The sequence below is a fragment of the Saliphagus infecundisoli genome (assembly GCF_020177375.1).
Taxonomy (GTDB): domain Archaea; phylum Halobacteriota; class Halobacteria; order Halobacteriales; family Natrialbaceae; genus Saliphagus; species Saliphagus infecundisoli.
In genome coordinates this window covers 40,230-54,313 of the sequence record NZ_JAIWHV010000025.1, presented here as the reverse complement: position 1 = coordinate 54,313, position 14,084 = coordinate 40,230, and the positions used below count along the sequence as shown (strand labels likewise).

Here is a 14,084-nt window from a genome sequence, read left to right as displayed (position 1 = left end):
GCACCAACGTTCCAAAACATGAGTAGTTGCGTCGCTGCTGGCAGCGACGCTACGGTGATTCACGCCCATATCTCACTGATCGCACAGATCTACGCTCGTCCGAAACAACACTCTGTTTGGTAGGGCCGCCGGGGTGGAGATCCAAGAGTACCGTGAGTACGAGCGATTCGCCCAGGACTGGACAGATGACAACGTCACAACACGGCAGGTCTGGCAGCTCTTGGACCAACTCGAAGAGGACGAGATCCTGATCCATCTCCCCGAGTGGCTTGTCGAGCAGAAGGTCGGGTTCGTCGATGGCGCAACCCCGACAGCGTTCGTCGGGCGAATCGCTCGTGATACGGACGACGCCCTTCTATTCAGTGATGCAGCAGCCGTCCCGCCACTGCTGAAGCTCGCCCATCGGATCCACCAACTCGAGGAAGGAATCGAGAACGCTGGCGATGATGACTCTCGTCGGGAGTGGCTCGAAGACCGTCTAGCGGACAACCGCGAGTCGTTCGAGCAGCGGGAGGACGCCGTGGGGCTTTCGGAGGAGTGGCTCCCGAAGAGTCAGATCGAGCGTGCAATGCGGCGGGCGTGAAGTTCAGACCATTTGACGATGAGCGACCAGTCCACAACGAGGGCTCGGGTGTTCGGTGAATCCTGAGCAGAGTTCGTCCCGAGGTCGACCCACAGACGAGGCAAACAGTTTTCCATGGGAACGTGGTCGCGCCCGCATGGCCTCACTGGGCAACATCACGTTCGCTTGCGAGGATCCGCGGGCACTCGCCGAGTTTTGGGCAGGCGCACTCGACTACGACCTCGAAGAGCCGCCACCGGAGATCATCGAGGCGATTGAAGCCGAAGGTGGTGATCTCAACGCAGCCGCTGCAGCGGTCGATCCAACAGAGGACGGTCCACGGTTGTTCTTCAAGAAGATGCCGCGATCCTCACCCGAGCATATCCCGGTTCATCTCGACCTCGACGCTGACGATCGGGAAGCGGAAGTCGAGCGACTCACCGAACTCGGAGCGACCGTCGTCGAGACGAAAACAGGGACGACCGGTCCAGTGACGGAGACCTGGATTGTGATGCGCGATCCCGAAGGGAACGGGTTCTGCGTACAGTCTTCTCACTAACGGCTCGAGCAAAGGCGTATTCGGTGATCACTGTGAGGGAGCTCATATCGAGGTGGCTAGTGGCGCGCATGAGACACCGTGTTTCCGCTGTATGAGGCGGTCGAGTACGCTAGCGCAGACACTGGAGTCGCGTCACCTTGTGCAACATCTTTCAGAGTGGGCGGCCGACTGTTGCACAAGGTGATGACGCCGCCGAACCCTCACCCATTCCGTCTTTAAGTATCTCTGGCGACAAGGTGAAGATACGAGGCACGTTCGGTCCGGTTTGCTTCCGTTCTCACTCGACAGGGAGACGTCCGAAGAGAAGATTCGCTCGCCGAACGCCGATTAGTGGCTCCTGTGGGTGTCGTCCTCCTCGTCAGGCCACTCGGCGTCTCCGTCGATATAGCACGCGGCACAGGGATAGTCGCCAGGGAGCGTCGAGCACGCACAGTTCTCGGTTTCGGCAGTCGTCCCGTCGACGTCGTCGATCTCGAGGACCTCACCTTCATCTTCTGGCGACGAGCTCCCCGCCGTCGGTGGCGACACGATCCTGGGAGTCGTTCGCGATCGCCGCCTTGAAAACTGGCTCGCGGATCGCGACGGCCACGCGGTGTTTGCAGGCGCCAAGGCGATGTCGACGGACGTGTGCCGCTCTTTGTTGATACCGATGCGATCGTCGCCCATCAGTACACGAAGGCCTCGCGGCATGATGAGATTCGGCCGGTAATCCAAGCGATTGGCGCGAACGATCTCCCGTACTATCCGCTCGTCACGAATCAGTACGTACTCGACGAGGTCGTGTCCCTCCTCCTCTCACACGCCGGGACTCGAGTCGCTCATGATGTCGTCGATCGACTACTCGAAACCGACACGTTCCGCATGCTCGACGTCGAGCCGTCGCTCGCCGAGCGAGCGGTCGAACAGTTTCACAAGTACGACGACCAAGCGATCTCCCTCACCGACCACGTGATCGGTCTGCAGGCACGGGACTACGGGATCGAGCATATCCTCACCTACGATGACGGCTTTCGGACACTCGGGTTCACCGCGCTTCCTCGGGAGTGACTGCCGCTCCGAACTCGTAGACGAACAGTGGAACGGTCTCGACACACTCGATGTTCCCCCCACCCCCGTTATCGTCTGTCATTCTCCACTCGAAACACGTCGCACAGACGTCAGACCATTAGTTTGTCATCCTGCATGATTCTCCACTTGTTCCAGGGGAAACAGTATCTCCACTTGTCCCACTCGAAAGGGAATGTCTGACGTGCGTCTGCCGAGCATCTGACTAGCGAGCTTCCGATTCGAGATGGAGATGGTCCTCGTAAGAAGTGTCGCCTACAAGGACGCGCATAATTGGAATCCCAGGTGTTCGGTATTCCGCCGATCTGATCCCGAGGTGATACCGGAGGACGCCCGCGACCACTACGGACAAGATGGATACGAGTAGGTGGTCGCCAAGATTGCCGTCGACGAGGGTGAGCTCGACAGTGAAGACGTCTGGTCCACCAGTCAGATCGAGACCGGGGATCAGTCTCGTGACCTTGATCATGCTGCTGGTGAGACCCCAGATAGGATTCAATCGCATGGGGTTGTCTAAGAGAGACTCGTCGATCTTCCTACTGCCGCAGTCAGGTCTAACCAGCTTCGAGCGCGGCGCCGAGAATGATGCCGAGGGCGACGCCGATAGCCAACTGATTCATCGTGACGCCGATCGCCACGCCGAGTACCAGTCTCAGCGCCATCTCCGAACCGTCTCTTCGAGATATATCCTCCCCGTCGGTCAGTGCCCTCGGTTGGCGTACACGCGGTTTCTAGGTAAATCGTGCCTTGAGGTGGCGGACATTGAATACACGCCGAGCACAAACAGAGAGTAAGTAATCATGAGTCAGGACCTCCGAGACGACGATGATCTCGAAGAGTACCGCAAGGTCATTCGAGACCCGATCGAAGAGGATCGCGACCTCCCCAACGCTCTCGCGTAGAGAAAATCAATCTTTCGTGGAAGAAGCCGCAGTTACAATCTCTTGATTTATGTCATATTGGAAATTGAGTGTTATTTGAGTGTTAGAAACCACCACATGAATATCCATATATGAAAATTCAGCTGTTATATTAGACTTGCCATCATCATTTTTATGATTGAAAAGCGCGTTTAGAGCTTCGGGATCGATCGCATTGTAAAGTGGAACTAATTTCGAAGGTGGAACATTCCACACAACAGCTATGCCGCGGATAACTGCTTCACTCGGACCTTCAGTACACTGGTAATTATAGTTCAATACTACTTCAGTAGAGTCGTGAATTGCCATACTCTAGATTGTATTAGCCAATATCACTATTTTTATCATATCAGATAGTATTGATTGATGGGAATGTAGACCAGTGGGATATGAGCCTGTGGGAATCAGTTTGGATATTTATTCTGGAGACATTTTTTCTGGAATGGACACGTCCTCACCTCTGATGTCATCTAAGACAGGCATGAGATATTGCTTGAAGAGCTCGGGGTTTTCACTCATCGGGAAGTGACCTATTGAGCCCATCTCGATTGCTTGCGCATTATCTCCAATGCCTTCTGCGACTTCACGAGCGTCATCAGGGTCAGTTGCGAAGTCGTACTCTCCATTCATTACGTACACTGGACATTCCGGATTTACTTGATCGAGTTTGTCTCGATAGTCGTGATCAACGGAATAGTAGTAGAGGTCGCCTCGGAACAAGCCGGTCGATCCCTGTTCGTACAGATGCATAGTTTCTCTGCGGGTAGCTTCGGGGCCCTGTGGGGCCATTAGCCCCCAGCAGGCATAGGCACTGGCCTCTGCAATATTCACCTGGGGATCATGGAACCAATCGAGGAAGTATCCCGGGCTGTAGGTCCCCGATTCAAGTCCGATTAGTGCTCGGAATCGATCCGGATGCCAATCCCCAAGTTGGAGAATTACGTTTCCCCCGATGCTCGAGCCCATATAGACTGGATCATCAAGATCGAGTGCATCTGCGATACTGACGATACTCTCTGCAAAGTTGTCTTCATCCAGAATATAGTCTTCCTTCCACCACTCCTCGCTTGTTGGAGGGAGTGATTTTCCGTGGTGCGGGAGGTCGTATGCGATTACTCGGAAGTGTTCGGTGATATCCTCATCCGCAAGGAGGTGCCGCCACTCGTGTCCATGATTGCCAGCCGTATGCTGGCAAAGTAGCGGGATGCCATCCTCTGGGCCATTTTCTTCGTAGTAGACCCGGTTTTCGACACCATCAATCTCAACGCCAACGTAGTGTCCAGTGATCTCTTCTTGTTCGCCGTGGGAAGGGGCTTCAATGCTCATTTGCCTTACTGATTCTGTGTTTCACGCATCAATTCGAGTGCGCGCTGGAACGGCCGAAGATTTTGGAAGACTTTCTTATTGTTTCCATGCAATTCTAAGTATCCTTCTTCACCGCGAACTGCTGTTCGATAATCTGAGGCGATAATTTCGTTATTGTGGGCTGGGGGAACTTCTTCGAGGAATTCTTCCCACGCATCTTGACTCCCTTCGACGCCGAAGGAATGTTCACCGTTTACGCCTGGATTTGCGTGTACGTCTTGGACTTCTCCCCCATACATTTCGACAACGAACTTCTCGTCATCGATTTGGATGAAGAAATTATCATCGAATTGATCGTGCCCTCGCACTTTCATTTCTTCGTCGTCGTTTACCAGTTCCTGGTAGTCGTTCCACCACTGCTCGCTCGCTAACTCTGAGTTGGGCATTCGCTATTCTACCTCCGTATGGTAGATCGACTCTACCAATACATCTGAGTCAACATTGGCCACTTACTTAATTGTATGGTTATTTATGCGGGACCGCGTTGAGCATAGAAAGATTTCCAACCATGAGGTCGCGGTCACAATAGCTATTAATGCTGAGGTTTAACACGTATCTCGCTATGCCACAAGAGAGGGAAGACTACAACCTGTATATCGACGGGGAATTCGTTCAGTCGGAAGCCGAAGATCGGATCGAGGTTGAGTACCCGTATGATGGGTCAATCTGGGCAACCGTCCCAGCAGGCACAGAAAACGACGTTAATCGGGCCGTGGAGTCCGCACGTTCTGCCTTTCAGTCTGCTGAATGGAACGGTCTCCCAGCTAGCGAGCGAGCCAGTGTTCTACAGAGCATCGCAGATACGATAGATGATCATACTGAAGAACTCGCTGAGCTCGAGACACGCCAGAATGGAAAGCTAATTCGCGAAATGAGCTCCCAAATGGGAGGGCTCGGTGAATGGTTCCGATACTATGCAAGCCAATGTCGAACTCAGGAAGGCCGAACGATTCCTGTGGAAAACAAAGGCGGCCAATTTCACACGTATGTGACTGAGGAACCTCGTGGAGTTGTCGGTGCAATCACTCCGTGGAATTCACCGCTCCTGTTAACGACATTTAAACTGGCGCCGGCCCTCGCGGCAGGATGTACTTTCGTCCATAAGCCCAGTTCCTATACACCGATCAGTGCACTTCGGTTTGCGGAACTCCTCCATGAAGAGGCTGGCGTCCCTGCAGGCGTTTATAACGTCGTAACTGGTAGTGGGAGTATTGCTGGCGATACTCTGGTCAATCACGACGATATCGACAAAGTCGCCTTCACAGGGAGCACCAGCGTCGGTCGGCAGATTGGCTCGGATGCAGGATCGTCATTGATTCCTGCGTCCCTCGAACTCGGAGGGAAAAGCCCAAACATAGTACTCTCGAGTGCAAATCTCGATAATGCGATTAACGGGGTTATCAAGGGGATTTTTGCAGCAACAGGACAGACCTGCTTAGCTGGATCACGAGTCTTCGTCGAAGAGGATGTCGCTGAGGAGTTCGTCGATCGGTTTACCGATCGTGCTGAGGAAATCAACCTTGGCGATCCGATGGACCCAGACACAGAAATGGGTCCTGTTGCGTTCCGCGATCAGTGGGAAACCGATACCTCATACATTGAAACAGGGCTTGAAGAGGGTGCAACCCTTGAATACGGAGGAGAGCAACCTGAGGATCTACCAGGAGAATGTTTCCTTCAGCCGACGATCCTTACCGATGTAGAGAACGACATGACTGTTGCTCAGGAAGAAATTTTCGGACCAGTCGCCAGTGTATTGACGTTTGACGGCGAATCGGAGTTAATTGAGCTCGCGAATCAGAGCCAATTCGGATTGGCTGCTGGAATCTGGACAGAGGATCATCGGCAGGCAACTCGGATTGCTAATCAGCTTGAAGCCGGAACGATCTGGATAAACGAATATCGAACGCTGTCGTACAATGCGCCATTTGGTGGATACAAAGATAGCGGGCTAGGGCGTGAGAACGGCATAGAAGGGTTAGAGGAATACCAGCAGACAAAGACAATCTGGGTTGACCTCTCTGGGGAGGTTGACGACCCATTCAAACTCGGGTAGCACTCCGCGTTCTTCCGAAGTCCATTTGATATCGATTCCGACGATTTTCTATCGTATGTGAAGGGATGGATGATGTAGCCCCCGCCCCTCACACTTATATGAGTCCCAATCAAATCATCCGGTTGCACTCTCGTACTGTCATGAGCCCCAAGACTGGTCCTCAGCCAGCTATCGGGGCTATGATGGTACCTCCACTACCTATGACAACCAATTCACGACAACTCGTCGAAGGATGGCAAGGACGGTACTATGAAGACTTCGAGGTCGGCGACGTGTACAAGCATCCGTTTGGCCGAACCATCACCGAAACAGATGACGTGTGGTTCACAAACGTGACGATGAACACCAATCCGATGCATTTCAATGAGGTATATGCAGCTGAGACTGAATTCGGAGAGCGTCTGGTGAATGGAACATTTGTTTTCGCTCTCGCCGTCGGAATGAGCGTGATTGACGTCTCTGCGAACGCAACAGCGAATCTCGGTTACGACGAAATTCGTCACCATGCGCCGGTCTTTCACGGCGATACGATCTTTGCTGAGTCAGAAGTAGTAGAACTTCGCGAGAGTTCTTCCCGTGACCATGTTGGGATCGTTACCACCGAACTCCGCGCGTTCAATCAAGACGACGAGAAAGTGCTCTCACTACAACGGACACCGATGGTTCTAAAGCGTGAATTTGCCGAACCCACTGCCGAACAGCCTGTAGGGTGGCCTGAGGGGGTAGGGACACAGCCGGAGGACGTAGAATGACCCCACAAAGAGGGAACGACGGCTCTATTGATACGCGCTTGCAAGGCGATTTCCCGGTAGTCTCTGCGGAATCGGCTGCCGATCTCGTTTCTGACGATGCAACGGTTCTCGTAAGCGGATTCGGTAGTGTCGGATACCCAAAGGAAGTACCACTGTCCCTGGCGAACTCAAATCGAGACCTCGAGTTGACAATTGTCAGTGGTGGAAGTGTAGGTGGCGAAATTGACGAACAACTGGTGGAAGCAAACGCAATCACGCGACGGTATCCCTATCAGGCACTGAAGACAGCGCGGGAAGCAATCAACGATCGACGGATTGCGTTCAGCGATAGAAAAGTTGCCTCGTTAGGAGATGAGGTCCAGTACGGCGGCCTCGTTGATCCAGATGTAGCGATTATCGAAGCTGTAGCTGTCGGTAAAGACTGGTTGATTCCATCGACTTCAATCGGCCAGACCCCGGCGTTCGTTAATGCGGCTCCAAAACTACTCGTTGAGGTGAATAGTGCACAGCCATTGGCACTGCAGTCGCTTCATGACAATTACCTTCCGGGGAAACCACCAAACCGTGATCCGATTCCGCTGACAGAGCCGGATGGTCGTATTGGGTCATCCCGGGTGGAATTCGACCCATCAAAGCTAGTTGGGGTCATAGAAACAGATCGATCTGATACGACCTACAGCTTCCGAGACTCGACGGAGGATGATCAGGCGATTGCAGTCAACCTACGGAAATTTTTGACTGAGGAAATGAATCGGACACCCGTCTTTGATGATGCCCTGCATCTTCAGTTCGGGGTTGGGAGCCTGGGTAATGCGTTGATGGGAGAGTTAGCGGAATTCGATCCAGATGGACGCGACGTTATTTATTTTGGTGAGGTGATTCAGGACGGGTTGTTAGAAATGTTGGATGCAGGTCACATCGAATCCGCAAGTGCAACTGCCCTAGCATTGTCTGAGGAAGGTCAAGCAAAACTCTTTGAGAATATTGATCGCTATGGAGAGGACATCGTCCTTCGCCCAACCAATATTTCGAACAACCCCGCTCTTATAGATCGGTTCGGCGTTATTGGCGTCAATAGTGCTTTGGAGATTGATTTGTACGGAAACGTGAATTCGACACATATTCGTGGGACACACGTTCTCAACGGGATTGGTGGCTCAAATGACTTTAACGGGAACTCACTCGTTTCTATCTGTGCGCTTCCGTCTACGCTCAAGGGGGGAGACATTTCTCGAATTGTACCGCTCACTCCCCACGTAGATCACACAGAACATGATATCGATGTCTTCGTTACCGAACAGGGTATCGCTGATGTCCGCGGATGTTCGCCATTAGAGCGAGCCCGAATGATCGTCGACAACTGTACGCACCCAAAATACCGTCAGGACCTGAGAGAGTATCTCGATAGAGTTGAAGAACAGGATGGCCATATTCCTCAGGATCCTGAACTCGCACGCGAGTTGTTCGACTAGTGTTTAGTAGCTCCTGAGTTTCGGTTCATACGTATCGAATTCCCCGTCTAAGTGGACATCGCTGAAGTAGGACTCCGGCTGGCCGTTATTCCATGCCAGGACTGTGTGTTTGAGCCATTCCTCATCGTTTCGGTCCTGATACTCCTCGCGCCAGTGTGCGCCTCGAAACTCTTCTCGGATATATGCACTCGTCGTAATCGCCTCTGCAATATCGATGAGATTCCGGGTTTCAATGGTCTGAATGAGGTCGGTGTTGAATGTCCGCGACGGGTCAGCAACACCGACGTCACGATATCGACGCCGGCAGTCACGTATCGTCTTTAGAGCTGATTCGAGTCCGGTCTCGGTTCGAAAGACATTCGCGTGGTCTTCTAATGCTGTTTGGAGCGTTGATCTGATTTGGGCATGGTTCACGCCATCAGTATCGAGCAGCTGATCAACTCGGCTCTCGGCCCTATCGACGGTCTGGGAAACGATCGTCCGCGGTTCGATGTCGTGGTGGCTCCCATCTGTTACCACCGCCGAATCCCGATCGATTACTCCAATATCCGTCGGTAGCTGTGTTTCGGCTTCTTCCGAAACAGCATCGCTTCCAGTAGGAATTTGAGTTGCCGGGGTTGGTTTCGTTGCAGCTTGGACCCCCGCTCGTTTTCCCATGATGATGAGCTCAGGCAGTGCATTGCCACCGAGCCGGTTCGACCCGTGAACGGACGCGCATGCACACTCACCAGCAGCATATAGGCCCTCGATACAGGTTTGACCGTATTCATCCGTTTCAATACCGCCCATAGCAAAATGCTGTCCAGGCTTAACCGGCATGGGGTCAATAATCGGATCAACTCCTTCGAAGTCTTCGGCCAAGTGAACGATATTCTCGAGCCGGTCCCAAATTCGATCGGCCCCCAAATGACGCATATCGAGGCGAACGTGGTCATCTTCAATACCCCGTCCTTCCTGAATTTCGATCAGCTCTGCGCGAGAAACGACGTCTCGTGACGCAAGTTCTCCGGTGTTAGATGCGTACCCTCGTTCGAACATGAATCGCTCACCATCTCGGTTATAGAGTATCCCTCCTTCACCACGCACGCCTTCAGAGATAAGGACCCCTGTCGAAGGCAACGTCGTGGGATGAAATTGAATAAACTCCATATCCTGAAGCGGAACTCCAGATCGATAGGCCATCGCAGCACCATCACCAGTGTTTGATACTGCGTTAGTGGTATGACTATAGACTTGGCCCAGCCCGCCAGTGGCGAGGACAACACCATTAGTGGCGTGAAACCCCTCGAGGCTGCCCGATGAAATATCGTAGGCAGCGACGCCATGGCAGGTCCGATCATCGGGATGTGGCTCATCAGTAACAGCAAGCGATAGAACATAATACTCGTCGTAAACCTTGATCCCACGTTTGATGACCTGTTCGTATAGTGTATGAAGAAGATGGTGTCCTGTCTCAGCGCCAGCATACGTCGTCCGGGGTGCAGAGTGGCCAGCGAGATATCGTTGATCGATTCGCCCGTCTTCATCGCGTGAAAACGCCATTCCCCAGTGCTCTAACTGGATGAGCTCTTGCGGGAATTCTCGACAGAGGGCCTCAACTGCTGGAGCATCCGCAAGATAATCGGCCCCCTTCATCGTGTCGTATGCATGCAGCTCTGGCGAGTCGTCGCCATGTAGAGCAGCGTTGATTCCGCCTTCCGCTGCCCCAGTATGAGATCGAACCGGGTGCAACTTCGAGACAATTGCTACATCCGCACCGGCCTCATGCGCAGCAATAGCAGCCCGAAGACCAGCGCCTCCGCCACCGACGATGATGACGTCATGTTCCCTCATCCCCTCTACGTAGTCAATCCTCATGCTTTAACGTAGGGGTCCATCCGTATCCACAAATATATCAGTAGGTCAATAGTATGTATTCGAGTATGCGGAACCTTGAAGAGGGAGAAAATAGTGAACAACATACATGCAATCGGTTGACTCCCCAGCGAATCCGGTTTCTACGGTCGACACAGCATTCGAAATACTCGAATTAATCCATGCTAACGAGGGAGCGACCCTCCTGTCGCTTGCAGACGACCTGGATCTGGCGAAGAGTACGATTCATCGCCACCTTCAAACACTTCTGCACCGGCAATACATTGTGCGTGACGGCGATCAGTATTACTTGAGCCTTCGATTTCTCGAGTTTGGACGACAAGCTCAGACCCGAAAGAAGGGGTATCCCATGGTTGAAGAGAAAGTCAAAGAACTTGCGGAGGAAACTGGTGAACGGGTTCAATTTATCGTCGAGGAGCACGGACAAGCGGTGTACGTCTACCGAGAAACGGGGAGCCACGCAGTACAGACCGATCCGGGAATCGGAAAACGGATCCCTATTCATACAACCTCGGCTGGGAAAGCGATTCTCGCTCATTTGGAGGAAGATTATGTTGAGCAGATTTTCGACCACTACGGATTAGCGGCACTTACCGACTTCACTGAAACCGATGAAGACGCTCTATTCGAGGAGTTCGAACGTATTCGAGACCGCGGGTACAGTATAAATGAGCAAGAAAATGTAGAAGGGCTTCACGCTCTCGGAACTACAGTGCACGACGAGCACGGAGACGTGCTCGGCGCAATCAGTATATCGGGCCCTAGCCACCGTATGAAGGGGAAGCTGTTCGAAGAAGAGCTTCCTAATTTGCTCCTCGGAACCGCGAACGAGGTTGAGCTCAATATAGTCCACTCATAGTCGGGTATTCGATATTCTTGAATATTGTATTACAAGCCTATGTCCGTAACGCGACTCTACTAATGCGAGACGAAAATCTACTGCAAATAGGAAAGTTGTACATCCAGACGTGCTAAGTCAGTCTTCAAGAAACGAAACGAGTGCTTCGTCAAACCGCTCCGACTCTTCAAGAAACGGGACGTGGCCGCTTTCATGAAACGGGACAAAATGACCATCAGTGAGAATTTCGTCTACAATAATTCGTGCCTCATCAAGAGTTGCAGACCCATCAAGTGCGCCATGAAAAATGGCGACAGGGATATCAAGCGCATTGAGTCCCTCATGTAACCTATTAGCAGCAGGGTCCCTATAGATCTCCAGGGTTCGAACGGCGACCCACATTGGCGTCTGCATCCCGATTGACCAGAGCCACTCTATAGCTTGCTCATGACCTTTAGATCCGAACATTCCAGCAACGAACCGTTCCATTCCCCGAGGTCGGTTTCGGCGTTGGTTATCTATCATCTTTCCGAGTGGGAGTTCGCTTTCACGTTGTTTGCCCGATTCAACCTGGGAAATATCGGAAAATATACTACTTGAAACGAGGACTAACTTTGTGAGACGGTCTCTGTAGTCTTTTGCGAACGTTGCTGCAATCGTCGCCCCAAGCGACCATCCAACTAATGCAAAGTCATCGATTCTAAGGGCGTCGCTCAAGGTCGCAAGATCTTCTGCATACATTTCCACAGTATACGAACTATCAGGAGCATCTGATCTTCCATGGCCTCTCAGATCCGGTGCGATCACACGATACCCCGAGTCCAAAAGCGCACATATCTGAGATTCCCATACTCGATGGTTCATGCAGCCTCCGTGGAGAAGAATAACTGGGTCGCCTTGGCCAAGATCTCGATACGCAAGAGATGTGTCCTCAGTAATACTGGCTCTGCGCATATGGTGCGGTTGGGTCGAGCAATATTAAAAGGTCGCCTCAAACCATTCATTCTCTTAGTCAACCCGATTGAGCGGAAAACGTATAGAAAAGGTGTTTTTGTACCGGATCAAAGGTGTTATGTATCTTTTATTTCGGCTGTATTATTCGGCAACAGATATTTCTACAATGCGTTGATAGAGAATAGATGATCAGCAGTGAATATTTTGTTAAAGATGGCTGCAGAAAACAGATTGGGAAGAAGTTGGGTATGAATCATAGAGACGGCGTGATTATTACAAAATATAGGGTCTAACCGACAGACATGAGAATTTAATCACTAGTTCGTTAGTAAACTTACGACGGGTGCTTGCATCGCTAGGTAGCCGAAATCAGGATTTTTGAGTTCAATCACGGACGATCTCCCTAAAGTCTGTGCCATATAGACAGATTACTTTTATATAAAAATTAATTATGTATCTATATATTGTCTTGGGATTAGCATCTCACTAGCGATGGGCTGTCCCACAGGAAGTTTCGCCGGAATTAGTTGTTCATCGAGTCTCCGAACTCCTTCTGAAACCCTTCGAGGAGCCGGCCGAATCCCGACTGAAGGAAGAACTCGGCGTCCGCTTTCGCGTCGAGGAGGTGTTCCCGTCGCTTGTCGGAGTACTCGGTTGCCATCTCCTTGAATTCGACTGCGAGTGCTTCGATCGTCTCCTCGTCCTCGAGCGAATCGTACGTCCTGAACGCGTCTTTCAGCCCACGTTTAGCGGAGTTTCTGACTCGACCATCTTCGTCCGTCATCGCCTCCAAGAAGAAGCCAGTCGCGTCGTCGGTCTGTTGACGAACACCCTCGACATCCAGAGTCAGAGAGCGGTCGTCGTCTGCCACCGCGAAAACCAGCGCTATTCCGGGCACAAGCCGTTCTGCCACGCGGACGGTCGACTGTCGGATGTACCCGTCATCGCTCTCGGCGTAGAGGTCAGTCAGATCGTCGAAGCAGACCTCGAACAGTCGGCTCCGTTCGTCGAGATCCATTTCTTTGATCCCGTCGATCACTTCGTTGACTCGATCCGACTCCCCTGACTCGAGTGCGTCTTCGAAATTGTTCCATCGGTCGTCCATGGTGATGGTCGAGCGAACACGATCACAGTCGGAAACGATTTCGATTGAGTTGTGCGAAGAGTGACACCGACGAACTCCAGATTTCCTTCGAGTTCCTCGAAACTACGTGACTATCTCAAATGACTGGCTCGACGACGACATGGCGATGTTTCAAGCGGGGAGCTTTCGCCCGGCCATCGTCATCGAATTCGATGATATCGAGACGAGCGAGGCGTTGAAGGTCTCGACTCACAACCCCCTTATCGTATCCAGTGTCATCAGCCAGCGCACGAACGGATCGTGGGTCGTTATCTTTTAGATAGTCCAAGAGGGCTAATCGGCGTTCGTGAAAGACATCGTCAGCACGCTCACGAGCCAGGACAAGCGTGTCCGGAAACCCATGCTGGCTAAGGGTCTCTGAGAAGGCACTCCGGAAGTCAAGAGGAATATCGTCGGCTGCGTCAGTTGGATCGAACTCGTTCGGATCCGGAATCGAGGAACCGCGATCTTCGAATTCAGGCATCTATCTTCTTCCCGACTGTTGCTAGAACTGCAACGCTGATAAAGCTGTCGCAGACCACT

The 14,084-nt window shown here is 52.2% G+C and carries 17 protein-coding genes; 7 read left to right on the top strand and 10 right to left on the bottom strand.

Annotated features, from left to right (window positions below):
• The first annotated feature begins 133 nt into the window (after positions 1 to 133).
• Together LCF40_RS18680 and LCF40_RS18675 are read left to right on the top strand one after the other, a co-directional pair.
• The gene (locus tag LCF40_RS18680; RefSeq protein ID WP_224829700.1) at positions 134 to 583 is read left to right on the top strand and encodes a hypothetical protein; all 450 of its coding nucleotides are present in this window, start codon (positions 134 to 136) and stop codon (positions 581 to 583) included.
• Positions 584 to 719: 136 nt separating this feature from the next.
• On the top strand, positions 720 to 1,121 hold the full coding sequence (locus LCF40_RS18675) for a VOC family protein (RefSeq protein ID WP_224829699.1): 402 nt from the start codon (positions 720 to 722) through the stop codon (positions 1,119 to 1,121).
• A 327-nt stretch (positions 1,122 to 1,448) separates the two neighbouring features.
• On the opposite strand, the gene LCF40_RS18670 is transcribed toward LCF40_RS18675, so the two are convergent.
• Positions 1,449 to 1,649, bottom strand: coding sequence for a hypothetical protein (locus tag LCF40_RS18670; protein ID WP_224829698.1), 201 nt, complete (start codon positions 1,647 to 1,649; stop codon positions 1,449 to 1,451).
• Between the two features lie 99 nt (positions 1,650 to 1,748).
• On the opposite strand from LCF40_RS18670, the gene LCF40_RS18665 reads away from it, so the two are divergent.
• On the top strand, positions 1,749 to 2,168 hold the full coding sequence (locus tag LCF40_RS18665) for a type II toxin-antitoxin system VapC family toxin (protein WP_224829697.1): 420 nt from the start codon (positions 1,749 to 1,751) through the stop codon (positions 2,166 to 2,168).
• 223 nt (positions 2,169 to 2,391) lie between these two features.
• On the opposite strand, the gene LCF40_RS18660 is transcribed toward LCF40_RS18665, so the two are convergent.
• The 5 genes from LCF40_RS18660 to LCF40_RS18645 all read right to left on the bottom strand — a co-directional run bounded on the left by LCF40_RS18660 (position 2,392) and on the right by LCF40_RS18645 (position 4,857).
• On the bottom strand, positions 2,392 to 2,655 hold the full coding sequence (locus tag LCF40_RS18660; RefSeq protein ID WP_224829696.1) for a hypothetical protein: 264 nt from the start codon (positions 2,653 to 2,655) through the stop codon (positions 2,392 to 2,394).
• A gap of 85 nt (positions 2,656 to 2,740) precedes the next feature.
• Positions 2,741 to 2,848 carry a glycine zipper domain-containing protein gene (locus LCF40_RS23975; protein ID WP_465269269.1) on the bottom strand — a complete coding sequence of 36 codons (108 nt, stop codon included), beginning with the start codon at positions 2,846 to 2,848 and terminating at the stop codon, positions 2,741 to 2,743.
• Between the two features lie 246 nt (positions 2,849 to 3,094).
• Entirely contained in the window at positions 3,095 to 3,415 is a 321-nt protein-coding gene (locus tag LCF40_RS18655) for a HalOD1 output domain-containing protein (RefSeq protein ID WP_224829695.1), read from the bottom strand.
• A gap of 108 nt (positions 3,416 to 3,523) precedes the next feature.
• The gene (locus tag LCF40_RS18650; RefSeq protein ID WP_224829694.1) at positions 3,524 to 4,432 is read right to left on the bottom strand and encodes an alpha/beta fold hydrolase; all 909 of its coding nucleotides are present in this window, start codon (positions 4,430 to 4,432) and stop codon (positions 3,524 to 3,526) included.
• A 5-nt stretch (positions 4,433 to 4,437) separates the two neighbouring features.
• A complete protein-coding gene (locus LCF40_RS18645) occupies positions 4,438 to 4,857 on the bottom strand; it encodes a hypothetical protein (protein ID WP_224829693.1) in 420 nt (139 codons plus the stop codon).
• A gap of 176 nt (positions 4,858 to 5,033) precedes the next feature.
• Between LCF40_RS18645 and LCF40_RS18640 the strand changes: the two genes are divergently transcribed.
• The 3 genes from LCF40_RS18640 (at position 5,034) to scpC (ending at position 8,751) form a co-directional block, all read left to right on the top strand.
• Entirely contained in the window at positions 5,034 to 6,527 is a 1,494-nt protein-coding gene (locus LCF40_RS18640) for an aldehyde dehydrogenase (protein WP_224829692.1), read from the top strand.
• A 200-nt stretch (positions 6,528 to 6,727) separates the two neighbouring features.
• Positions 6,728 to 7,279, top strand: coding sequence for a MaoC family dehydratase (locus LCF40_RS18635; protein WP_224829691.1), 552 nt, complete (start codon positions 6,728 to 6,730; stop codon positions 7,277 to 7,279).
• A complete protein-coding gene (gene scpC, locus LCF40_RS18630) occupies positions 7,276 to 8,751 on the top strand; it encodes a succinyl-CoA:acetate CoA-transferase ScpC (protein WP_224829690.1) in 1,476 nt (491 codons plus the stop codon). The genes LCF40_RS18635 and scpC overlap by 4 nt, the downstream gene beginning before the upstream one ends.
• 3 nt (positions 8,752 to 8,754) lie before the next feature.
• Here scpC and LCF40_RS18625 read toward each other — a convergent pair whose 3' ends face one another.
• Positions 8,755 to 10,584 carry an FAD-binding protein gene (locus LCF40_RS18625; protein ID WP_224829703.1) on the bottom strand — a complete coding sequence of 610 codons (1,830 nt, stop codon included), beginning with the start codon at positions 10,582 to 10,584 and terminating at the stop codon, positions 8,755 to 8,757.
• A gap of 130 nt (positions 10,585 to 10,714) precedes the next feature.
• Here LCF40_RS18625 and LCF40_RS18620 point away from each other — a divergent pair, with 130 nt between their 5' ends.
• Positions 10,715 to 11,485 (top strand): IclR family transcriptional regulator, encoded by a 771-nt coding sequence (locus LCF40_RS18620; RefSeq protein ID WP_224829689.1) that lies wholly within the window; start codon positions 10,715 to 10,717, stop codon positions 11,483 to 11,485.
• Between the two features lie 117 nt (positions 11,486 to 11,602).
• On the opposite strand, the gene LCF40_RS18615 is transcribed toward LCF40_RS18620, so the two are convergent.
• The 3 genes from LCF40_RS18615 to LCF40_RS18605 all read right to left on the bottom strand — a co-directional run bounded on the left by LCF40_RS18615 (position 11,603) and on the right by LCF40_RS18605 (position 14,025).
• Complete coding sequence (locus LCF40_RS18615) at positions 11,603 to 12,418, bottom strand: alpha/beta fold hydrolase (protein WP_224829688.1); 816 nt, start codon at positions 12,416 to 12,418, stop codon at positions 11,603 to 11,605.
• A 523-nt stretch (positions 12,419 to 12,941) separates the two neighbouring features.
• Positions 12,942 to 13,523, bottom strand: a complete 582-nt coding sequence (locus LCF40_RS18610; protein WP_224829687.1) for a hypothetical protein — start codon at positions 13,521 to 13,523, stop codon at positions 12,942 to 12,944.
• Positions 13,524 to 13,638: 115 nt separating this feature from the next.
• Entirely contained in the window at positions 13,639 to 14,025 is a 387-nt protein-coding gene (locus tag LCF40_RS18605; RefSeq protein ID WP_224829686.1) for an HVO_A0114 family putative DNA-binding protein, read from the bottom strand.
• Positions 14,026 to 14,084 lie beyond the last annotated feature (59 nt).